The following is a 20027-nucleotide window of genomic DNA, read 5'->3' as shown; positions in this document are numbered from 1 at the left end:
ATGCTACTGGAGATCATCATTTCCGCCTTCATCGTCATCGCTGGCATTTTCGGTCTGGTGGGGTCGCTTGGCATGATCAAGCTGCAAGAAACCATGCAGCGCCTTCATGCCCCCACGAAAGCCACGACGCTGGGGGTGGGCGGCGTGCTCATCGCCTCCATGCTCTACTTTGGGCTGGTGAAGGGGCACCTGTCGTTCCACGAACTGCTGATCACGCTGTTCTTGTTTCTCACCGCCCCGATCAGCGCGCATTTCATCGCCAAGACCTTCCTTCAGGCCAACATCCGCGCCAAGGATCTGCCGCCGTCGCAAAGCGAATATGGCTGGTCTGTCTATGTTGATCCCCCCAATCGCGAAGAGGACGAGGAGTAAAACGCTCCAAGGCGACACGGGTTCAAAAACGAAGAGGGCCCAGCGATTTTACGCTAGGCCCTCGAAACTTTTGGCTCCGGCGGTAGGCGAGGCGGGGTCGAACCAAACTTGGTCTGATGTGCCTCAAACGCCTTTATATCAATGCTTTGCGCGACATGCGCTCCAACCCGATTTCCCGGCGTGTGTGCCGAGGGTGGTGGATTTGTGTGCCTGTGTCTTGCAGAAGAAGTGCCAAACAGCAAGCTCCAAGTTCACGTAGAGCTTCGGTCAATCTATAGGGTGCGCTAGGGTGCCAAGTCACGCGTGGAGGGCAGTTGCCCAAAGGGCATTTCCGAAATTTCGCTGAGTGTATGACCTTCAAAGAGATCGGCTTTCCAATCAAGCAGTCCACGAATGTCATGGGCGAATCCGAATTGCTCGACCCGCACTCGCATCTCTCGGTATTCGGCTCCATTGCTCTGAACTTCGACCACTTGGTCCTCGATATGCTCAGATCGAAAGGAAGCAACAATAACCCCAATCACTGTCTCAGTATCAACGCAGAACACTGGCCCGCCGCTGGAGCCGGGGCCTGTCAGGAAGCTAAGCTCAAATCCGTTTGGGTGGGTGCCAATCGCAATATCCCGTGGAATTGTCGGGCGCTGGATATGCCCTCGATATCCTCGAACATTCATCCACAGACCATCTTGGTCTTTCACTGAGGCGCTATCGGGGTATCCAAGAGCGGCAATGTCGGTCCAGACGTGAGCTTCGGTCATGTTTGTTCGAAGTGGGGTCTTGGGAAAGTATCCGGATCGCCCGACAGCAACATCGAACGGCTGTGGGGCAAACTCGTATTGTTTGAGGTCAAGGGCCATGCTTTCAAGACCTTGACCATGATTGCTTTTGACCACCAAACCGGCTTTGACGTCGTCTTGTTCAGCCGCTTTCAACGCGGCTTCGATGACATGACGAGCAGTCAAATAGAAGCCATTCGCACCAAAATAGAATGCTGTCCCGTGTAGGCGCTTGAGGTCGGCTCGTTCCTCATCAATGTCATAGGTGCAAATCGGAACGACGTAGCTCTGCAGGTAGGTCAAGATACCCTCCCAGAAAAATGAAACTCGGATACGCCATACGTGACCGGATCACTCTTCGACAAGTGGCAGCAATTTTGAAGAAAAAATCTGAGCCCCCGAACTCAACAGTTAATGAACAGCACGTCCCCCCGGTGGGGGTGGCGTTGTCGGGATAGGCTGGGGTCTCTGTTGACTTCGTTCTCCTGCCACAGGTCGAGCCGCCGCAACGCCGCCTTCCGATATTCCCCGCGCGACAAACTCTGCCACTAGCGTTCAATCGCCCCTCGCTGTCCCAGAGGGCAAGCTCTAGCGAGACGTCTCACGGTGTTCCGTAATGCGTCCCAAAAGAATTACCTTGACGTTTTGAGACAGCTCGGCTTATCATGTCTAAGACATTGTGAGACACAAGTAGGAGACATGAGACATGTTGGTAGGATATGCGCGAACCTCGACACTGGACCAGAAGGCTGGCCTTGAGGGGCAGAAGCGGGAGTTGAACGAGGCGGGGTGTGACCGTCTGTTCATTGAACAGGTATCGTCGGTGGACGTGAGGGAGCGTCACAAGCTCGCTGAGGCCCTGTCTTACGTCCGGGAGGGTGACACCCTAGTCGTGACCAAGCTGGACCGTCTGGCCCGCTCTGTGGCCCACCTGCTGGAAATCCTCGACACCCTGACCGACCGGGGCGCGGCGCTCCGTATCCTGAATATGAACCTCGACACGAGTACCCCAACAGGGAAGTTCATGTTGACCATGCTGGGCGGTGTTGCTGAGTTTGAGCGGGAGATCATGCTAGAGCGTCAGCGCGAGGGGATCGCCAAGGCCAAGGCTAAGGGTAAGTATAAGGGCCGGAAGCCCACCGCACGGGCCAAGGCGGAGGAGGTCTTGCAAATGTACCGTGAGGGGGTGGGCGGTACCGAGATCGCCAAGCGGTTGGAGATCGGCAGGGCGAGTGTCTACCGGATACTTGATGAGGCGAAAGGGGAGGCGTGACCATGGTTGAGATCATTCTGTTCGGGATCAGTTGGGGCTATATGATCATAGCCACGTTGGCCGGTATAATGGGGGTCTGGAGACTGATTGGCGGCTGACCGGGAAGGGGCCATGTACGGGCAGATAGCGGGATATTCGCGCTTCTGTCTTGTCCTATCTGTCTTTGTCCATCGGCCCTCCTGTGCCCCGGCGGTCCACCCTAACGACACCCTAAGCACACCGTTGAGAAGCCCCTTTAGAAACGGCTTGGTCCCGTGTTGGTGGGGCTAGCTGAAAATGCTCCCCATATGGGAACTTTATTTAGCATATACAATTACTTACATGCGACTTATAAAGTGAAGCATTAACGCAACTTCACCATGAAAGGATCGCTGATATGAACTAACCACTTGGACACACCGCAACCAGTCCTGCCCTCGACGTAATAGACCACCTTATCGCCCTTACAGATCACCTCTACGCTAACGCTGACGCTAATGCTGACGCTAACGCTGACGCCACCGCCGGGGGTAGCGCCCTTTCCCCCACGTCTCTGGACACCCTGAGCGCCCTCAAGGACGCCGTGGAGCAACTTGGTATGGCCGCCGAGGGGGTGAGCCTCGGAAAGCCATTGAGCGCCCCTGACGTGGCCGTGTGCGTCTCTGTGGCGTTGTCCAAGATCAGGGAGGCCCACGAGGTTCAAGGGATACACCCGGTAGGAGTAGGGGAAGCTGCGGAACGGCTTCGCGCTGTGGTCGAACGCTAGTGGCTGGGTAAAACCCCCTCCCCTCGGACATAGGCCCCCGAAGGTTTACATTAACAGGATAGATGTAGGTGGATGACATGGTTCATCAGGTAGCTGCCCTTATGCTGATGACCCGGTGCATCACCTCCCACCCACTCCCCTCAATATCCCTGTATAAGTCTACCAGAGGGGGCCACCTATGGTCCCACCTAAAAGCCTCTAAGGCTTCCCCATAGAATCACCTCTGCCTAGGTCGTTCACATGGCTCCGCTGGTGCGGAAGCCGTGGGATTACGTGCAGCATTAGGGCCAACCTTCCTCAACATTTTCTGCATCCCGCCACGTCGCACCGTGCGTCTCCATCATGGTCCACCAGCCGGGATGACGAACATGGGCAGGAAGGTTGCCCTGAGTGATTTCCAACTGCTGATGAACGCAGTTCTGAGACCACCGACCACCGCGCCCCCGGCGCACCCGACACCCCAAATCAACAACCCTGAAAGGAACACCCAATGAGTAATTTCCAATCCGTCGATATGTCGCCCACTGACTTCTCCGCCGATGACCTCGCCACGCTGCAACAACAGCTTGAGGATCAACAGGCCGGTAAGAAGGCCGGGACGTTCGACAACATCAAGATCACCACCGCCGCTGTTCACACCTCGACAATGAAGGATGGTCAGCTCTCGACAGAGACCGTGAACAAGGGTTTCGGCCCGAACGGTGGCACGGCCTATGCCAACGCACCACTCCGCCCCGGCCATGTGGTCATTCCCGGCGTGGGCGAGACCACGATTGACGCCGCTAAGGCTGGTGGTCTCCTGCCGCAGAGCTACCGCGAGGGCGACCCGCTCCCTTTTGACAATGCCCCGAAGGCTGCCTCTCAAGGCAACCCGAAGGGCGCTCAGGCTGACGATAAGGCGAACGCTGCGGCTGACACCGATACTGACGCGGACGACAGCCCCGCCGCGCACCGCGCCAAGGTTGCCAGCGACATTCTGCAAGGTGTGGATCAATTCCACGGGGCGCATGTGACCGATGGTCTTATCAGCCACGCCGTTGAGAACGGTGGCGAACCTGAAACGGTGCTGGACATGCTGCCCGAAGGGGTTAGCGAGGTTCAGGCGAAACAGGTCTACGCCGGTTACATGGCTCAGGCAGAGAACACCCTGTCCGAACGTGCGCCCAGCGCCTCCATCGCCATGATGAGCGAGGTCTTGAGCGAGGACCAGCTTCGCGCTGCCCGCACGGCCGTGGTGAACGGTGACACAGACGGTTTCGTAAGCATCGCCAACGCCGCCGTGGATCACCTCGCCAATATGCCCAAGTTGGACCCGGAAGGGTTCAAGGAAATGCTGGAGGACATGCCCGCAGAGGAACGCAAGGCCCTCCGCTATGACCGCCTAACGAACGACTGGCGTGTCACCATTCCCGGTCAACCTGAAATGTCCTTTGGTGCGGCTGTCCGTATGGGACTGGTGCGCGTATGACCCGCGCCGTAGTCCACATCACACCCCGGCGCAGCGCAGCCATTCCGCCCATCAAAAATTGCCCCATGTGCGGGCTGGACTTCGTGCCTCCCTCTCACACCGCCGCTATCTGCCGGGGGGGCGCGACGGAACAGCGACACGTTCGCAGGGAACGCCGCCGAGAACGGGCGCGGGCAAGGGCAGGGCGCAAATGACCTACAGCCTGTTCAAGATGCAGCCCATCGTCATCCACGATAGTCGCACCGCCGAACGGCAACGCTCCCTCCCGCCCGGATACACCGCCGCCACCGATCAGGATCGGCGCGAGGTGGTCTTGTGCCCGGATGGTCGCGTGATCTGGTGGAACACGTGGGAGGCGGAACAACGCCGCAAGGCGACAGTGCCCAACGCAGTGCTAAACGCCAGCGATGGCACGACAGACCTTGATGAACATGACGCGGACCATGAGCAATGGCCCGATGACATGCGGTAGGGGCCAGCCACTGGCGTTCACACACAGCCCCGCAGAGGCACCGTTAGACGCCTCTAGCCGCGCCTTGATGGCGCTCAACCTTCTCCATTGAACTGACCTCCCTCCGCCGCCTTGTGACCGATTGAGCGCCTAGCGGCTGGGAGGGTCTTTCCCGTTCACTGGAGACCGTGCCTTGCTTATCTGCCGTTCTGGCGGGTGCCCTGCCGATTGCGTTCGCGTGTTCGGTATTCTTCCTTTCCCAGCGCGACCGCGTGGGGGTCGGTAGGGCATCCTCCTGAGCGGTAGATGGGCAAGGCTCAATCACCCCCAAAAAACACCCCGAAAGGAATACCCATGAAACACGAATTGAATTTCATGCCCGAGATCAATGGATTGTCGGGCTATCGCCCTCTTACCCTAAGCGAATTTGCACGGCTCAAGGCCGCAGACGAACGCGCCGTGGCATATCTTCACCCGAAGCAAGCTGACTATCTCAAGGCCAAGCGAAAGGCCCGCTGGCCGGTCCCCTGTGTCGATGAGGACGGAGTAGCTTGCTATCTGGTGGCCTTGAATGACCGCCGTGATATTCACGCCCTTGTTGAAGTGGCAGATTACTGGTCTGTGCGCGATGCTGGGGCTGATGGTCTGTGGTTCGCAAACCGCTCGAACGGCTTCACGTATGTCCAGACCGACGCCCCGCTGCAACACCGCAAGGTGGGTGTAAAAATTACCGTGGCCCGCCTCATATTGAACCTGCCGGGCGGCAAAAAGGTTTCCGTCCAGAATGGCAACGGGCTGGACCTCCGCCGCAAGAATTTAGTCGCTGTAAGCGGGCATAGTCGGCGCAGCCCTGCAAATGTCCTCAGCCGTGCATTGCATGAGCGAGAAGCCGCAACACAAGCGGGCTGGAAAGCGCGGCAGGGTCTCCCCGCCTAAGCCCCAATTAATCCACCCCGAGGGCCTTCTTCATGGCCCTTGTGGCGGCTCTCAACCTCGCCACGTTGCCCCCATACACGCGGTCCCCCACGTCCGAACTAGCATGGCCTAGGATCAGGTCTTGATCCTGTTTCGAGACCTCCGCCTCCCGCAGCCAATCCTTCATATTGTGCCGCAGCGAGTGAACCACATGCTTAGGGTTGGCGGTTTCTTTGCGGACATGGCCCATCAGAAGGCTGGAGATATTATCCGCTCCATTCTTTCCGAGGTATCGAACAAACAAGAACTTATCACCTTCGGAGGCGGCAACGGCCTCCCTAGCAGCCTCTAGCGCGTCACCGACCAGCGGCACACACCGGAATGACGATTCTGCTTTTACCCGCCTTTCGTCATGCCAAGCGACACTGATATGCGGTGTCTCCCCCTCTGTGGTCACGTCTTCAACTCGTAGGCCCCGAACTTCCGACAAACGGCAGCCAGTACCTTCTAGTAGGCGCCAGATAAGTCTGGCTTCGGGGATGCGTACTCGGGAAAGGATACGGTTTCGCACGGCTTTTAGCACCTCTGGGGGCAGCGGTTCGCGCTTTTCTCCTTCACCAGCATCTGGTGCACCTTTTGGTTTCGGTATTTTGAGATCATTGAAGGGGTTCTTGAATGTTGCAGGAAGCCCCATTTCGTTTGCTGCGGTGTTGATGACCGCTTTGAGCAAATTCAGATACTTCTGGACCGAAGCCGCGCTGATCCGTTCCCCATTCACCTTAACTTGATCAAGCATATGGTCGCGCACATTGCGGGCGTCTTCGCGAGTCATTTCCGTCAACACCGGATCACGGCCAAAAGCCTCCTGTGTCAGCAGGATTGAACGGTTTACTTGCCCCATAAGGCTGCGAAGCTGTTCGGGCGTGTCAGTTCTTTGTTTCTCAGAAAAGTAGAGTTTTTTCGCGTCCTCTAGGGTCGGGTCCGGGCGCTTCGTCGCCTCTGCACCGTTCCTGAGAATGTTGATGACCATGCGGTCCACCTCAGTCGCGTTGAGGGGGTCAAGGGTTTCCTCATCAAGGTCATAGGGGGCAGACAGGGCCTCAATGATCGCCTCTCGCTTCTCAGCGGTGTCAGCATCGTGGGCAAGAGACGCAGCACGGGCGCGGGCAATCCCGAAAGCTTGGCGCGTGGTCAATTCGTTCCGGTCGGCGGCGGCTACATGACCAGCATCGCCCTTGGCCTTCTCAATGGCCCGCTCAACCTCTGCGTGGAACTGAGGGTAGACCTTCAACGCCTCCCGCTCGGTATCCCCGAGGACGCGCTTGAACTCCCGCTTGTCGATGACCTCAGCGACTTCTTTGGGAACTCTCCGCCGATACTGCCAGCGGCCTGATTTGGTTTTCTCTACGTGCTTCAATATCAGCCCCATGTGTGCTCCGTGTGTGCTCAGATGTGTGCCGAGCGGAGCGACATGTCGCTTAATTTATTGATATTATTCCATTTTCAAGGGGAAAATGGCTCCGGCGGTAGGGATCGAACCTACGACCAATTGATTAACAGTCAACTGCTCTACCGCTGAGCTACGCCGGAACATGGGGGCGGATATAGCAATAGCTTCCCCCCCCGTCCAGAGGGTTTGTGACAAAAATTTTTGATCTTTTCACCCGGGGATGGGCCCAAGTGAAAACCGGCTGTTACGGTTTAGGTGTTGCACGCTGTGAACCCGGTTTTTCCCGGCCAAATCAATGAGATGCGCAAGAACGTTCCGGGTTGCGGCGGGGATCAGCGCAGGGGGGGTCTCGGTATAGATCGCCTCGGCCAACTCCTGTGCCGTGGCCGCGCCCGCCTCCAGGGCGCGCAGGATTTCCACCTCGCGCCCCTCACGGTGTGCAATCAACCAATCCAGCCGCGTGGCAGGGTCGTTGATCGGTGCCCCATGGCCCGAGTGCATCACGGTGGCGCCCAAGGCCCGCATCCGTCGGCAGGAGGCCATGAAATCCGTCAAATCCCCATCGGGCGGCGAGACCATGGAACTGGCCCAGCCCATCACCAGATCACCGGTAAACAGCATATCGGCCACTTCGAAACACATGTGGTTGCCGAAATGGCCCGGCGTCCAATGGGCCCGCAGGCTCCAGCCATCTGCCTCGACCACCTCGCCATCCGCCAGCACCTCATCAGGGGAAAACCCGGCGTCCACACCTTCACCGCCACCGACCAGTCCGCTTTCGGCCAGCGCCTGCATCACGGTGCTGCGCCCCGCGTCTGGCCCACCATAGGCCAGAACGGGCGCGCCTGTCGTACGCCCCAAGACCTCGGCAAGGGGCGAATGATCCAGATGCGCGTGAGTCACGAAAATATGGCTGATCCGTTGTCCGGGCCCGACGGCCCCAAGAATCGCCTCCAGATGCGCCTCGTCCAAGGGGCCGGGATCGATCACTGCGATCTCACGCGCGCCCAGCAAATAGGTGTTCGTTCCCCGAAAGGTCATCGGCGAAGGGTTGGGCGCCAATACCCGCCGCACCCCGCGCCCCATATCTTCGGCAACGCCCACGGGTGGGTCAAACTCGTTTTGCTCTGCCATGGGCCTTCCTCTTGCCGCGCCTCACCGCTAGGTTTAGCGCATGTCGTTTCGCTGGCTCAAACCCTATCTGCCCCGCAATCTCTATGGCCGGGCGATTCTCATCCTGCTGATGCCGGTTGTGACGGTGCTCCTTGTGGTCTCGATCGTGTTCATTCAGCGCCACTTCGAGGGCGTGACCGAACAGATGACCCGCTCGGTCAGCCGCGAGATCCGCCTGATTCTGAAAGAGGGGCCCGAGGCAAACCTTGTAGCCCAGACCCTCAATATAACGGTTGTACCCGTAGCGCCGGAAAACTTGCCACGCGATGACAGCCGCCGGTGGTACGATTTCACGGGGCGCTTCGTGATCCGCTATTTCGATGAATTGCTCCCAAGCCTCGCCGCGGTGGATTTGCCGGATGATCACTTCGTGCATCTCTACTTCGATGACCGCGATGGTCCCCTCAAACTCAGTTTCGATCGCCGCCGCGTGTCGGCCTCCAACCCGCACCAGCTTTTGGTCAACATGGTGGTGTTCGGCGGGTTGATGACCGTGATCGCCTATTTCTACCTGCGCAATCAGCTGCGCCCAATCACCCGCCTCGCGCGCGCGGCCGAGGCCTTTGGGCGGGGTCGCCACGTCCCGTATCGCCCCTCTGGCGCAACCGAGGTTCGCGCGGCGGGCAATGCCTTCCTTGACATGCGCGCCCGGATCGAACGCCAGATCGAACAGCGCACACTCATGCTCTCGGGCGTCAGCCATGATATGCGCACCCCTCTCACGCGTCTGAAACTGGGCCTCAGCATGCTTGAGGACGACGAGCGTATCCCACTGGAACAGGACGTCGCAGATATGGAGCGTCTTCTGGACGAATTCCTCGCCTTCGCCCGCGGCGCACAGGAAGGGGAGCCCGAGCCGGTCGATCCCGTGGCCCTTGTGACCCAGATCATCGAGGATTTCCAGCGCGCCGAGGTCCCGGTTGCCCTGGCGCTGGTCGAAGGGGACGGGCAGGTGGCCCTGCGTCCGGGGGGCATTCGTCGTGCTGTGGAAAACCTTGTCGGCAACGCCACCCGCTATGGGACGAAAGCCGAAGTTTCGGTGCTGATCACCGATAAAACCCTGCGCATTCGCGTGGAAGACGATGGCCCCGGCATCCCGCCTGAGCGACGGGAGGAAGCCACACGCCCCTTCGCCCGCCTCGATCCCGCCCGCAACCAGAACACGGGCACAGGCGTCGGCCTTGGTCTGTCCATCGCCCTCGACATCGCCCGCGCCCATGGCGGCACTCTGCGCCTTGGTGAAAGCCAGCGCTTGGGCGGGCTACAGGCGGATATTGTCATCGGGCGGTGACGCCTGGCACCAATCAGCCGGGCGATCGCAGATAGGTCTCCGACACATAGCCGCGCAGCCCCGGCGCCCGGTCCAATGCGGCCTCGCACCACCGCGTGCCGCCCACGCGGGAACAGTTTCGCACGCGAACCATTGTGCCGTTGGGCAGGCCGACAATCGTGTCAAACCCCGTTCCGGGCCCGGCCCGCAGCTTCAGCATATCACCGTCTTCCACGCCAAAGACCTCGAGCCGGTCTTGTTGGACCATGGCCGCCGGCGTCGTATCGGCACAAGCCGATAGCAGGGCGAACGCGACAAGGGACAGGGCTGTTTTGCGCATGACGTCTTCCTGCTTCCTAATCATGGTAGGCCCGGAGGGACTCGAACCCCCAACCAAAGCGTTATGAGCGCTCTGCTCTAACCAATTGAGCTACAGGCCCGACCTGTGACTGTCATTAGCAGATGGGGCAGGTCGGTCAAGCAAGCAGCGTACGCCCTGTTCATTGAACTCCTGCTCCGATCCCGCACCGACGCAATACCGATAAAATACCGACGTGGCACCGGCAGGCCATTTTCGCGGCCTTTCAACGCGTTAACCGCGATTCGCGCCGCTGCGCGCCCCAAGGCGCTTTTCATCCCCCCTGACATCGGCTAATCCCGCGCGCAGGGATTACGGCAAAGGGCTTGGACATGAGCGACGGCAAGAACGGCATCACCTATTCGGATGCAGGCGTGGATATCGACGCGGGCAACGCCCTTGTCGACCGGATCAAACCCGCCGCCAAACGCACCAACCGCCCCGGCGTCATGGCCGGGCTGGGCGGCTTCGGCGCGCTCTTCGATCTCAAGGCCGCCGGATATACCGACCCCATCCTCGTTGGCGCCACCGATGGCGTGGGCACCAAGCTGCGCATCGCGATTGATACCGGCAATGTCGATGGCGTGGGCGTCGATCTGGTGGCGATGTGCGTCAACGATCTGGTTTGCCAAGGCGCTGAACCCCTGTTTTTCCTCGATTATTTCGCCACCGGAAAACTGGAAACCGAGACCGCCGCGCGGATCATCGAAGGCATCGCCAAGGGCTGTGAGCTGTCGGGCTGTGCCCTGATCGGCGGCGAAACGGCGGAAATGCCGGGCATGTACCCCGAGGGCGATTTCGACCTTGCGGGGTTCTCCGTGGGCGCCATGGAGCGCGGCGCGGACCTGCCCGCCGGTGTCTCGGAAGGCGACGTGCTTCTGGGGCTGGCCAGCGACGGAGTTCATTCCAATGGCTATTCGCTGGTGCGCAAGCTGGTGGAGATTTCGGGCCTTGGCTGGGACGCCGATTGCCCATGGGCCGACGGCACCCTTGGTGCGGCCTTGCTGACGCCCACCCGGCTTTACGTCAAACAGGCGCTTGCGGCTGTCCGGGCAGGGGGCGTGCATGCCTTGGCCCATATCACCGGCGGCGGCCTGACCGAGAACCTGCCGCGCGTCCTGCCCGATGATCTGGGCGCGGATGTAGACCTTTCCACATGGGAATTGCCACCTGTTTTCAAATGGTTGCAAGCCACGGGTGGTATGGCCGAGGCGGAGATGCTCAAGACCTTCAACTGCGGCATCGGCATGATCCTCGTCGTGAAACCAGACCACGTGACCGACCTTGTGACCCTGCTTGAGGCCGAAGGGGAAACCGTCGCGCAACTGGGCACCGTCACCAAGGGCGCGGGCGTCCGCTACAGTGGGGCGCTTGCGTGAGCAAGCGGGTCGCCATCCTGATCTCGGGCGGCGGGTCAAACATGGTCTCGTTGGTCGATAGCATGACGGGCGACCACCCCGCGCGGCCCGCCGTGGTGCTGGCCAACAGCGCCGATGCGGGCGGGCTCCAAAAGGCGGCCGACCGGGGCATCGCGACCGAAGTCGTTGACCACAGGGATTTTAAAGGTGACCGGGAAGCCTTTGAAAAGGCGCTGATTTCCGCGCTTGAGCCACATGATCCCGACATCGTCTGCCTTGCCGGGTTCATGCGCATCCTGACCCCTGTTTTCATCGATGCTTTCAGGGGCCGGATGCTCAATATCCACCCCTCGCTACTGCCCAAGTACCGTGGCCTCCACACCCACGCCCGCGCCATCGAGGCGGGCGATGCCGAGGCCGGTTGTACCGTGCATGAGGTCACCCCCGAACTGGACGATGGCCCCATCCTCGGTCAGGCCCGTGTCCCTATCCGGCCTGACGATACGCCCGATACCCTCGCGGCGCGTGTCCTGACCCAAGAGCACAAGCTGTACCCGGCTGTCCTGCGCCGCTTTGCCCAGGGCGATCGCAACCCGATCTACCTTTAGGCCATTCGGGGCAGGGGCATTTCCATTGCCCCTGTCTTTCCCTATACCGGAGGGAAACAGGCGCGCCGCGCGTCACAACCCCTGAACAGAAAAGCCGTTTATGAGAACCCTGACCACCACCCAAGAGCTTGCCGATTTCTGCGCCGAGGCCGCGAAACAAGATTACGTCACCGTCGATACCGAATTCCTGCGCGAGCGCACCTATTATTCCAAGCTCTGCCTCGTGCAACTGGCCATGCCGGGCAAGGACGACAGCAACGCGGTGCTGGTGGACCCTCTGGATAACGACCTGTCCCTCGAACCGCTGTATGACCTTTTCCGCGATACCTCGGTGGTCAAGGTCTTCCACGCGGCCCGTCAGGACCTTGAGATTTTCTATGTCGACGCGGGCGTGATTCCCACGCCGCTTTTCGACACTCAGGTCGCGGCCATGGTCTGTGGCTTCGGGGATCAGGCGGGGTATGAAACGCTGGTTCGCAAGATCGCCAAACAGCAGCTCGATAAAAGTTCGCGCTTCACCGATTGGTCGCGCCGCCCCCTGACCGAGGCGCAAAAGAAATACGCCGTGGCGGATGTCACGCACCTGCGCCAGATATACGAATTCCTTGCAAAGAAACTTGATGAAACGGGTCGGGCGGCATGGGTCGCCGAAGAACTGCAATCGCTGACCGATGGCGAGACCTATGTCGTGAAACCCGACGAGGCGTGGAAGCGCGTGAAAACCCGCAATACCTCACCCAAGTTCCTTGCCATTGTCCGCGAATTGGCCCGCTTCCGCGAGGGGCACGCGCAATCCCGCAATATCCCGCGCAACCGGGTCTTCAAGGATGACGCACTTGTCGAGCTGGCCTCGACAAAACCCACGTCACACAAGGATCTGTCGCGCTCCCGTCTGCTTCTGCGCGAGGCGCGCAAGGGCGAGGTGGCCGATGGAATCCTGAAGGCCGTCGAAGACGGCATGAATTGCCCGCCTGCGGAGATGCCCAAACCCGACCGCAGTCGCGAGAAACTACAGGTCAACCCGGCCTTGGCCGACCTCTTGCGCGTGCTGCTCAAGGCCAAGACGGAAAGCTACGGCGTGGCCTCGAAGCTGATTGCCAGCGCGGCGGATCTGGATGCTTTGGCCGCGGGCCTGCGCGATGTGCCCGCATTGCACGGCTGGCGCCACGATGTCTTCGGGCAGGACGCGATGCGCCTGTGTGACGGGGAAATCGCCCTCGCCGCCAAGGGCGGGGCGATCAAGACCGTCGAACTGTAAGGGTTTTCAGCGCCGCGAGACACGCTCGTTGCGGGCGGCCACCACGCGGATCGCGCGGGTCTCGGCGAGCGTCTGTTTCGAAATGAAACGCCCGACGTGCACGCGGCGGGTCCGCTCAGGGCCTTGCGGGGCCACCCGGGACTGAACCGCCGACAGGCGGAAGGTCAACACACCGTCCACCGGCGTCAGGTCATCGTCCTCGCCGTTCACATCGACCAGACGGGCATCGAAGGCCTCTTGCCGCAGGGTCAGACCCGTCGCCCGGACGATGGCCCCGCCGGGGGTCCGCTCGATGCTCAGGGCCGTGATCTGATCCACGGGCGTCCCTTCATAACTCTCATCCTCGGGGCGCTTGTCGAAAATGCCCGTACGTTCGGGGATCAGCGGATTCACCTCTTCGGTGCCATCGGCCTTCACGACGCGCCGTGGTTCGCTTTTGCCGAACCAGTTGGACGGGTTCACGCGCGAATCGCGCCAGCCGCTACAGCCCGCCAGGGCCATCGAAGAAATCACGAGAAGGGAAAGAAGGGTCCGCATCGCAACCGCCTTTGTCTCTTTTGTCCCGAGTACCCTATCATGCGCCCCTTGAAAAGGTGCAAGCTGGCTCTGGACCTTCAACGATGCCAGCCTTACCTCTTGAGGTAAGCAATATCGGAGTAGGACATGGCCCAGGACGCCTTTGAAAATATCGTTGCCGATTTCGAGTTCCTCGAGGATTGGGAAGATCGCTATCGTTACGTGATCGACCACGGCAAGGCGATGGAACCGCTGGACGACGCGCTCAAGGTGCCTGCCACTAAGGTCGAGGGCTGCGCCAGCCAGGTCTGGCTTCACCCCAAGATCGAGGGCGGGGTATTTTCCTTCGAGGGTGACAGCGACGCAATGATCGTCCGCGGGCTGATTTCCGTTCTGCGCGCGCTTTACAATGACCTTCCGGTCGCGGAGGTGCCAAAGGTGGACGCACCGGGCGAGTTGTCCCGCCTCGGTCTCAACGATCACCTCTCGGCGCAGCGGTCCAACGGATTGCGCGCGATGATCGAACGGATTCGCATGGTGGCGGCGGAAGCGGCTTGACCGGGCCTGTCCAAATGGCGCGGCTGCGCCGCACAGGTTGGTTTGAATGAGGGGCGCTGCCCCGTTTGGGCCTCAATCGCTCCGCCGGAGCGATTGCAAGACGGCCCAAACCCCCCGGAGTATTTCGGGAAAGATGAAGGGTGTCAGGTCTTTTCGGCCTGCTTTTCGAGCGCCACGGCCAGATCGCCGTAACCGGTGAAGCGGTATTCATAGTCCAGCCCCAGCCGCGCGGCGCAGGCCTCGGCCTTGGCGCGCAGGTCCGGGTTGTCGGTCTGGGCCTGATAGACCAGCTTGGTGTAGTTGCCGAAGACCATATCGCGCAACTCGGGGTGCCGGTCGAGGCCCATGGGCTTCCAGACGAACGCGTCGAATTGCTTGACGAGGAAGTCGGTGAGGTAAAAGGCGGAAATTTCTTCGTCGCCATGGGCGGCGAAGGCGGCGTTGCCTTCGAAGAAGGCATAGCAATGTGGGCCTTCCACCATCTCGACGCCCAGGTCGGCGCATTTGGCCTGTAACAACCCGCCGGTCCCGCAATCGGCGTAGACCACGAAGATGCGGTCATATCTGTTACCGTGTTCCGTAACCGCATCTTCCACCGCTTGCGGGATACGTTCGGGGTAGAGATGCAGCTTGGCGGGCAGGCATTGCAGGTCCATGTGGTCCCAACCGTTCAGACGCTTGAGCGCAAGGATTTCATGCGCCAAGGCCCCGCAGGCAATCAGCAGGATGCGCCCGCGCGCCCCGGTTTCGGCAAAGCCGTCTTCGGTCAGGATGTTCTCAGGAGGCAGGGGCAAGACGCACCGCCGTTCCATAGGCCACGATTTCCGAGGCCCCGCCCATGATCGACGAGGTTTCCATCCGAAGCGAGACCACCGCATCAGCCCCCTTGCGGCGCGCCTCTTCCAGCATCCGGTCGATGGCCTGTTCACGCGCCCCGGCCATGAGCGAGGAGTAGCCTCTCATCTCGCCGCCCACGAGGTTTTTCAGGCCAGCGACGATATCGGTGCCCAGATGCTTGGCCCGCACGGTCGATCCGCGCACGAGGCCAATGGTTTCAACCACCTTGTGCCCGGCGATGTCCGGTCTCGTGACATGCAACATTTCAATGATCCATCTTGTCGTAATAATCGTCTTCGGCGCTGCTCAGGCGCTCGTCGATCACGCGGTAGATCACGTAGCCAACGACTGCCGCGGGGACCAGGGCGAGCCAGCCGAAAGGCAGGTTCATGGCCGCGATCAGAAGGCCCACTAGCCAAACGGTTGCCGCAAAGCCAGCGACGACGCAAACGACGATCAGAACGAAACGATCCAGCGACATGGCATTATCCCTTGCACAAAAGATATGCAGCGCGCCTGAAAAAGAAAACCCTTCCACCATGGGAAGGGTTTTCGATCTCGCACATGCAGCAGGGCGTTAGCCCGTGGCGCCCTGGTTGTGCTTGCGGCCACAGTAATCCTTGGCGGTTTCCACGGCCACGGCCGCATCGCGGCAATATGCATCGGCGCCGATGGCCTTGCCGAATTCCTCGTTGAGGGGCGCGCCACCCACCAAGACAACATAGTCATCGCGGATGCCCTGTTCGACCATGGTGTCGATCACGACCTTCATATAGGGCATAGTTGTGGTCAGCAGGGCCGACATACCCAGGATGTCCGGCTTATGCTCTTCAAGCGCTTCGAGGTAGTTTTCGACCGGGTTGTTGATGCCGATGTCGACCACTTCGAAACCCGCGCCTTCCATCATCATCGACACGAGGTTCTTGCCGATGTCGTGGATGTCGCCCTTCACGGTGCCGATCACCATCGAGCCTACGCGCGGCGCGCCGGTTTCGGCCAGCAGCGGCTTGAGGATCGACATGCCCGCTTTCATGGCGTTCGCGGCCAGAAGCACCTCGGGGACGAACAGGATTCCGTCGCGGAAGTCCTTTCCGACGATGGTCATGCCACCAACAAGCGCCTCGGTGAGGATCTTGTAGGGCGCCCAACCGCGCTCAAGCAGGATATTGACGCCTTCTTCGATCTCTTCTTTCAGACCGTCGTAAAGGTCGTCCCACATCTGCTGGACAAGTTCCTCGTCGTCCAGTTCCGACAGGATGATGTCGTCTTCTTCGTCAGACATGAGCGGTTTCCTTGATATCTGTGGCGCCCCAATGGCGCGATTGAGTCTTGTGTGAGCTTTCGTCAATTTGTCGCATCGCAACTTTCCGAATTGCGACATTGGCCGCGCTTGTTCCGACTTTTACCCCTTTCTGCGGGCCGATACCTTCGAAAAACCTTCATGATCTATATGGGCTTGTTGCAAATGTTCCCAAAATGTTCCATCTTGTCGGAATGTCGCGCCCAATCACACTCGATCCAAGCCTGCGTTGCCCGGGACGGGGGGCGACATCCAACGCGGCAAGCCGGTTCGAACGCCACCAGCGGGAGTATGACCCCTGCGATCCGGGCAGCGCACCCCTGCGTACCGATGTCAGTCTTGAGCGTCCCCGGACGTTGATCACCTACAACAAGTCCCCTGATTTGCCGTTCGACCGTTCGATCAATCCCTATCGGGGCTGTGAGCACGGCTGCATATATTGCTTTGCCCGCCCGACCCATGCCTGGCTTGGCATGTCGCCGGGATTGGATTTCGAAACCCGCCTCATCGCACGCCCCGAGGCCGCGACCGTTCTGGAGCGGGAATTACGCGCCCCGCGCTACCGTGTTGCGCCCCTGGCCATCGGCACCAATACCGACCCCTACCAACCCCTCGAAGACAGGTATGACGTCACCCGGTCGTGCCTTGGGGTTCTGGACCGTTTCAATCATCCGGTGGCGATCGTCACCAAGGGGACGCTGATCGAGCGTGACCTTGATATTCTCTCGGATATGGCGGCCCGTGGGTTGGTCCGCGTGGGGATCTCGCTCACAACGCTTGATCCCGTGCTCTCGCGCCGGATGGAGCCGCGCGCACCATCCCCCAAGCGCCGCCTTCTCACTATCGAACGACTGGCAGAGGCCGGGGTGCCGGTCCGCGTGATGACCTCGCCCGTCGTTCCGGGCCTGACGGATCACGAGATCGAATCCTTGCTGAAAGCCGGGCAGGGGGCGGGGGCCTCGGCGGCCTCCTGGATCATGCTGCGCCTGCCATTGGAGGTGTCGCCGTTGTTCCGCGAATGGCTGTCCACGCATTATCCCGACAGGGCGGTGCGCGTCATGGCGCGTGTGCGCGAGATGCACGACGGCGAGGATTATTCGTCGAATTGGGGGCACCGGATGCGTGGCAGCGGTGAATATGCCCGGATGATCGCCCGCCGCTTCGAGGTGGCGGCCAGCAAACTGGGCCTGGATCGCGCGCAGCCGAAACTGCGCTGCGATCTCTTCAAGCCCCCGCCGCAACCCGGCGATCAGCTTTCGCTGCTTTAGCCCCGGCGACGGCGCGTGCGTCGTTTGGGCGTGTCGTCCTCGCCGGTGCCATCCGCCGCCGAAGAAAAGCCGCCCAGCTTCTCGGCCACCTCTTCCAGCGTCGGGCGCTCACCCCGGGGGCGCGTTTCCAGCGCCTCGCGCATATGCGACAGGTGTTCGGGCATGGTGCCACAGCAGCCGCCGATGATCGTGGCCCCGGCATCGCGCGCCAGAACGGCATACTCGGCCATCAGTTCCGGGGTGCCGTCGTAATGGATATGCCCATCCACGTACTTGGGAATCCCCGCATTGCCCTTGGCGATCACCGGGCGCTCGGTGCCTTGCGCGACAAAGCCCATAACCGTGCGCATCAGATCCGCGGCGCCCACGCCACAGTTCGCCCCGAAGGCCAGCGGCGGGTTTTCGAGCTTATCGACCATGGTGACCATATCGGCCGAGGTGACCCCCATCATCGTGCGCCCCGCCGTGTCGAAACTCATGGTCCCGCACCACGGCATCCCGGCCAGTTTGAAAGCTTCGGCTGCGGCCTTGTATTCCTCGGGCGCGCTGATCGTTTCCAGCCACAGGACATCCGCGCCGCCCTCTTTCAGACCGTCGGCCTGTTCGTGGAAAATCTCGACGGCGATCTCGTGGGTCAACTCGCCCATCGGTGCCATGATCTCGCCGGTGGGCCCGACCGATCCGGCCACGACAATGTCGCGATCCTTGGCATCGGCCACGTCACGGCCAATCTCGGCGGCCATGCGGGACAGTTCACGTGCCCGCTTCTCGGCACCATGCAGCTTCAGGCGCGCGGCATTACCGCCGAATGAATTGGTCAAAAACAGGTCGCTGCCTGCGTCCACGGCAAGCGTATACAGTTTCTTGATCCGGTCGGGGTGCTGATCATTCCACAATTCCGGGGCATCGCCCGACTCCAGGCCCATGTTGAACAGGTTGGTGCCCGTCGCCCCGTCCGCGAGAATCCAGTCGCGGGTTTCCATCATCTTGCTGAGTGCGTTGCTCATGTCGCGCCTTTCAAACGGTTTTGGCGGAACATCCCCGCCAGTTGCCTGCTTCCTGTCATATGTGGTGGCGTGAGGCAAATTCATAGATTGCATGAGGATCATGCAAGCGGTTCAAATCGGCTCAGGGCTCGGCCCGCTTGAAAAACACATCCGTCGTTTTCGGCTGGTAAATCCAGTTCGCCGCGGCGCGCAAGACATCCCGCGCACTTGTCGTGACAAAGGCCGAAGGGCGCCGGACAGGGGCAAATCCCGCCCGCCGCGCCAGATCACGCAGGCTGTCGGGGGTGAAGGCGTTGATGTGCTCAATGGGTTGGACCAACGTGAACTCGTGGAAATTCCGCGGAACCTCCACACCCGAGGTATCCGGCACCGCCACGAACAATACGCCCTCCGAGGCAAGCCGCGCGTTCAGTGAGCAGAGCAGGCCAAGGGGGTCAACCACATGCTCCAGAACCTGCGACAAGACAATCGCGTCAAAAGGGCCACCCCCGGCCGCGTCCAGAGCCTCAAAGTCGGGATGGATGCTATACCCCTCGCTCATGGCCCCACCGCTACGCGTGGCACTCACGTCAATCCCCGTGGTTTCAAAACCGAACCCATGGGCCATCCGCAAAAGCGCCCCGTCGCCACATCCAAAGTCCAAAAGACGTGGCGCGTCGGTCTCTCGTCCAATCAGGTGCCGAAGCCGCAAGACAAGCTTTGCCAACTTGCTGTGATAGGCCCATCGATCTGCCTTGTCTGCCACATGCGCGGCCTCGAACCGGCGGGCCTGCGCCGCATCGGCCCATTTCCCATAAACAATATAAAGAGACGCATCATCAATGACTTGCCGGTGATACTTCAAGCGGCAATCCCGGCATTCGACCAAGGCAAAACCAGCCGAGCCAAGTGCACTGCGCCAATCTGCGCTGTAATGATAGAGGTCAATGTTGCGGGCCACGCCCTCGTCGTTGAACTGCCCGCTCCACAAATCTGTGATCCCAGTCCCCTTACAGGCGGGGCAATGGGTCCGGGTCTGAAAACCAAGGCCATCCAGCATGTCGTCATCCGTAGCATGAATTCATGT

The 20027-nt window shown here is 60.5% G+C and carries 22 protein-coding genes and 2 tRNA genes; 11 read left to right on the top strand and 13 right to left on the bottom strand.

Annotated elements, in window-relative coordinates; all coding sequences use genetic code 11:
• On the top strand, positions 1 to 372 hold the full coding sequence (locus tag FDP25_RS01710; RefSeq protein ID WP_154148448.1) for a Na+/H+ antiporter subunit G: 372 nt from the start codon (positions 1 to 3) through the stop codon (positions 370 to 372).
• 284 nt (positions 373 to 656) lie between these two features.
• Here the strand turns inward: FDP25_RS01710 and FDP25_RS01705 are convergent, their stop codons facing one another.
• Positions 657 to 1451 (bottom strand): S1 family peptidase, encoded by a 795-nt coding sequence (locus FDP25_RS01705; protein WP_154148447.1) that lies wholly within the window; start codon positions 1449 to 1451, stop codon positions 657 to 659.
• Between the two features lie 403 nt (positions 1452 to 1854).
• Here FDP25_RS01705 and FDP25_RS01700 point away from each other — a divergent pair, with 403 nt between their 5' ends.
• The 4 genes from FDP25_RS01700 (at position 1855) to FDP25_RS01685 (ending at position 6021) form a co-directional block, all read left to right on the top strand.
• The gene (locus FDP25_RS01700; protein ID WP_154148446.1) at positions 1855 to 2421 is read left to right on the top strand and encodes a recombinase family protein; all 567 of its coding nucleotides are present in this window, start codon (positions 1855 to 1857) and stop codon (positions 2419 to 2421) included.
• 1235 nt (positions 2422 to 3656) lie between these two features.
• Entirely contained in the window at positions 3657 to 4634 is a 978-nt protein-coding gene (locus FDP25_RS01695) for a hypothetical protein (RefSeq protein ID WP_154148445.1), read from the top strand.
• A gap of 190 nt (positions 4635 to 4824) precedes the next feature.
• Positions 4825 to 5106: a hypothetical protein gene (locus tag FDP25_RS01690; RefSeq protein WP_154148444.1), complete on the top strand. Its 282-nt coding sequence runs from the start codon at positions 4825 to 4827 to the stop codon at positions 5104 to 5106.
• A gap of 333 nt (positions 5107 to 5439) precedes the next feature.
• Entirely contained in the window at positions 5440 to 6021 is a 582-nt protein-coding gene (locus tag FDP25_RS01685; RefSeq protein ID WP_154148443.1) for a hypothetical protein, read from the top strand.
• A 7-nt stretch (positions 6022 to 6028) separates the two neighbouring features.
• Here the strand turns inward: FDP25_RS01685 and FDP25_RS01680 are convergent, their stop codons facing one another.
• From FDP25_RS01680 to FDP25_RS01670, 3 genes are all read right to left on the bottom strand, one after another.
• Positions 6029 to 7429, bottom strand: coding sequence for a tyrosine-type recombinase/integrase (locus FDP25_RS01680; protein WP_154148442.1), 1401 nt, complete (start codon positions 7427 to 7429; stop codon positions 6029 to 6031).
• An 86-nt stretch (positions 7430 to 7515) separates the two neighbouring features.
• Positions 7516 to 7590: transfer RNA gene (locus tag FDP25_RS01675), tRNA-Asn, on the bottom strand.
• 70 nt (positions 7591 to 7660) lie between these two features.
• Positions 7661 to 8584, bottom strand: a complete 924-nt coding sequence (locus FDP25_RS01670) for an MBL fold metallo-hydrolase (protein ID WP_154148441.1) — start codon at positions 8582 to 8584, stop codon at positions 7661 to 7663.
• 40 nt (positions 8585 to 8624) lie between these two features.
• Here FDP25_RS01670 and FDP25_RS01665 point away from each other — a divergent pair, with 40 nt between their 5' ends.
• The gene (locus tag FDP25_RS01665) at positions 8625 to 9914 is read left to right on the top strand and encodes an ATP-binding protein (protein WP_154148440.1); all 1290 of its coding nucleotides are present in this window, start codon (positions 8625 to 8627) and stop codon (positions 9912 to 9914) included.
• 13 nt (positions 9915 to 9927) lie between these two features.
• On the opposite strand, the gene FDP25_RS01660 is transcribed toward FDP25_RS01665, so the two are convergent.
• Positions 9928 to 10233 (bottom strand): SH3 domain-containing protein, encoded by a 306-nt coding sequence (locus FDP25_RS01660; RefSeq protein WP_154148439.1) that lies wholly within the window; start codon positions 10231 to 10233, stop codon positions 9928 to 9930.
• A 23-nt stretch (positions 10234 to 10256) separates the two neighbouring features.
• Positions 10257 to 10333: transfer RNA gene (locus FDP25_RS01655), tRNA-Ile, on the bottom strand.
• A 250-nt stretch (positions 10334 to 10583) separates the two neighbouring features.
• Between FDP25_RS01655 and purM the strand changes: the two genes are divergently transcribed.
• The 3 genes from purM (at position 10584) to rnd (ending at position 13475) form a co-directional block, all read left to right on the top strand.
• Positions 10584 to 11630 (top strand): phosphoribosylformylglycinamidine cyclo-ligase, encoded by a 1047-nt coding sequence (gene purM, locus FDP25_RS01650; protein WP_154148438.1) that lies wholly within the window; start codon positions 10584 to 10586, stop codon positions 11628 to 11630.
• The gene (gene purN / locus FDP25_RS01645) at positions 11627 to 12217 is read left to right on the top strand and encodes a phosphoribosylglycinamide formyltransferase (protein WP_343031929.1); all 591 of its coding nucleotides are present in this window, start codon (positions 11627 to 11629) and stop codon (positions 12215 to 12217) included. Before purM ends, purN begins: the two co-directional genes overlap by 4 nt.
• 100 nt (positions 12218 to 12317) lie before the next feature.
• The gene (gene rnd / locus FDP25_RS01640; protein ID WP_154148437.1) at positions 12318 to 13475 is read left to right on the top strand and encodes a ribonuclease D; all 1158 of its coding nucleotides are present in this window, start codon (positions 12318 to 12320) and stop codon (positions 13473 to 13475) included.
• 6 nt (positions 13476 to 13481) lie between these two features.
• Here the strand turns inward: rnd and FDP25_RS01635 are convergent, their stop codons facing one another.
• Positions 13482 to 14012: a hypothetical protein gene (locus FDP25_RS01635; RefSeq protein ID WP_154148436.1), complete on the bottom strand. Its 531-nt coding sequence runs from the start codon at positions 14010 to 14012 to the stop codon at positions 13482 to 13484.
• A gap of 126 nt (positions 14013 to 14138) precedes the next feature.
• Between FDP25_RS01635 and FDP25_RS01630 the strand changes: the two genes are divergently transcribed.
• A complete protein-coding gene (locus FDP25_RS01630; protein WP_154148435.1) occupies positions 14139 to 14549 on the top strand; it encodes a SufE family protein in 411 nt (136 codons plus the stop codon).
• Between the two features lie 143 nt (positions 14550 to 14692).
• On the opposite strand, the gene FDP25_RS01625 is transcribed toward FDP25_RS01630, so the two are convergent.
• From FDP25_RS01625 to FDP25_RS01610, 4 genes are all read right to left on the bottom strand, one after another.
• On the bottom strand, positions 14693 to 15361 hold the full coding sequence (locus tag FDP25_RS01625) for a DUF1638 domain-containing protein (protein WP_154148434.1): 669 nt from the start codon (positions 15359 to 15361) through the stop codon (positions 14693 to 14695).
• Positions 15327 to 15650 carry a YbjQ family protein gene (locus FDP25_RS01620; RefSeq protein WP_154148433.1) on the bottom strand — a complete coding sequence of 108 codons (324 nt, stop codon included), beginning with the start codon at positions 15648 to 15650 and terminating at the stop codon, positions 15327 to 15329. Before FDP25_RS01620 ends, FDP25_RS01625 begins: the two co-directional genes overlap by 35 nt.
• A gap of 1 nt (position 15651) precedes the next feature.
• A complete protein-coding gene (locus FDP25_RS01615) occupies positions 15652 to 15867 on the bottom strand; it encodes a hypothetical protein (RefSeq protein ID WP_154148432.1) in 216 nt (71 codons plus the stop codon).
• Positions 15868 to 15963: 96 nt separating this feature from the next.
• Positions 15964 to 16668: a corrinoid protein gene (locus tag FDP25_RS01610; RefSeq protein ID WP_154148431.1), complete on the bottom strand. Its 705-nt coding sequence runs from the start codon at positions 16666 to 16668 to the stop codon at positions 15964 to 15966.
• A 212-nt stretch (positions 16669 to 16880) separates the two neighbouring features.
• Here FDP25_RS01610 and FDP25_RS01605 point away from each other — a divergent pair, with 212 nt between their 5' ends.
• The gene (locus FDP25_RS01605) at positions 16881 to 17954 is read left to right on the top strand and encodes a PA0069 family radical SAM protein (protein WP_154148430.1); all 1074 of its coding nucleotides are present in this window, start codon (positions 16881 to 16883) and stop codon (positions 17952 to 17954) included.
• On the opposite strand, the gene bmt is transcribed toward FDP25_RS01605, so the two are convergent.
• Both bmt and FDP25_RS01595 read right to left on the bottom strand, forming a co-directional pair.
• On the bottom strand, positions 17951 to 18961 hold the full coding sequence (bmt, locus tag FDP25_RS01600) for a betaine--homocysteine S-methyltransferase (protein WP_154148429.1): 1011 nt from the start codon (positions 18959 to 18961) through the stop codon (positions 17951 to 17953). The two genes, FDP25_RS01605 and bmt, sit on opposite strands and share 4 nt — an antisense overlap.
• Positions 18962 to 19082: 121 nt before the next feature.
• Positions 19083 to 20000: a class I SAM-dependent methyltransferase gene (locus tag FDP25_RS01595; protein WP_154148428.1), complete on the bottom strand. Its 918-nt coding sequence runs from the start codon at positions 19998 to 20000 to the stop codon at positions 19083 to 19085.
• Positions 20001 to 20027 lie beyond the last annotated feature (27 nt).

The sequence above is a fragment of the Roseovarius bejariae genome, from assembly GCF_009669325.1.
In the GTDB taxonomy this organism is placed as follows: domain Bacteria; phylum Pseudomonadota; class Alphaproteobacteria; order Rhodobacterales; family Rhodobacteraceae; genus Roseovarius; species Roseovarius bejariae.
This window is presented reverse-complemented; position numbering and strand designations above follow the sequence as displayed.

Coding starts and splice junctions, on each gene's coding strand:
- FDP25_RS01710 (WP_154148448.1), top strand. CDS start 1: ATGCTACTGGAGATCATCATTTCCGCCTTCATCGTCATCGCTGGCATT.
- FDP25_RS01700 (WP_154148446.1), top strand. CDS start 1,855: ATGTTGGTAGGATATGCGCGAACCTCGACACTGGACCAGAAGGCTGGC.
- FDP25_RS01695 (WP_154148445.1), top strand. CDS start 3,657: ATGAGTAATTTCCAATCCGTCGATATGTCGCCCACTGACTTCTCCGCC.
- FDP25_RS01690 (WP_154148444.1), top strand. CDS start 4,825: ATGACCTACAGCCTGTTCAAGATGCAGCCCATCGTCATCCACGATAGT.
- FDP25_RS01685 (WP_154148443.1), top strand. CDS start 5,440: ATGAAACACGAATTGAATTTCATGCCCGAGATCAATGGATTGTCGGGC.
- FDP25_RS01680 (WP_154148442.1), bottom strand. CDS start 7,429: ATGGGGCTGATATTGAAGCACGTAGAGAAAACCAAATCAGGCCGCTGG.
- FDP25_RS01670 (WP_154148441.1), bottom strand. CDS start 8,584: ATGGCAGAGCAAAACGAGTTTGACCCACCCGTGGGCGTTGCCGAAGAT.
- FDP25_RS01665 (WP_154148440.1), top strand. CDS start 8,625: ATGTCGTTTCGCTGGCTCAAACCCTATCTGCCCCGCAATCTCTATGGC.
- FDP25_RS01660 (WP_154148439.1), bottom strand. CDS start 10,233: ATGCGCAAAACAGCCCTGTCCCTTGTCGCGTTCGCCCTGCTATCGGCT.
- purM (WP_154148438.1), top strand. CDS start 10,584: ATGAGCGACGGCAAGAACGGCATCACCTATTCGGATGCAGGCGTGGAT.
- rnd (WP_154148437.1), top strand. CDS start 12,318: ATGAGAACCCTGACCACCACCCAAGAGCTTGCCGATTTCTGCGCCGAG.
- FDP25_RS01635 (WP_154148436.1), bottom strand. CDS start 14,012: ATGCGGACCCTTCTTTCCCTTCTCGTGATTTCTTCGATGGCCCTGGCG.
- FDP25_RS01630 (WP_154148435.1), top strand. CDS start 14,139: ATGGCCCAGGACGCCTTTGAAAATATCGTTGCCGATTTCGAGTTCCTC.
- FDP25_RS01625 (WP_154148434.1), bottom strand. CDS start 15,361: ATGGAACGGCGGTGCGTCTTGCCCCTGCCTCCTGAGAACATCCTGACC.
- FDP25_RS01620 (WP_154148433.1), bottom strand. CDS start 15,650: ATGTTGCATGTCACGAGACCGGACATCGCCGGGCACAAGGTGGTTGAA.
- FDP25_RS01615 (WP_154148432.1), bottom strand. CDS start 15,867: ATGTCGCTGGATCGTTTCGTTCTGATCGTCGTTTGCGTCGTCGCTGGC.
- FDP25_RS01610 (WP_154148431.1), bottom strand. CDS start 16,668: ATGTCTGACGAAGAAGACGACATCATCCTGTCGGAACTGGACGACGAG.
- FDP25_RS01605 (WP_154148430.1), top strand. CDS start 16,881: ATGTCGCGCCCAATCACACTCGATCCAAGCCTGCGTTGCCCGGGACGG.
- bmt (WP_154148429.1), bottom strand. CDS start 18,961: ATGAGCAACGCACTCAGCAAGATGATGGAAACCCGCGACTGGATTCTC.
- FDP25_RS01595 (WP_154148428.1), bottom strand. CDS start 20,000: ATGCTGGATGGCCTTGGTTTTCAGACCCGGACCCATTGCCCCGCCTGT.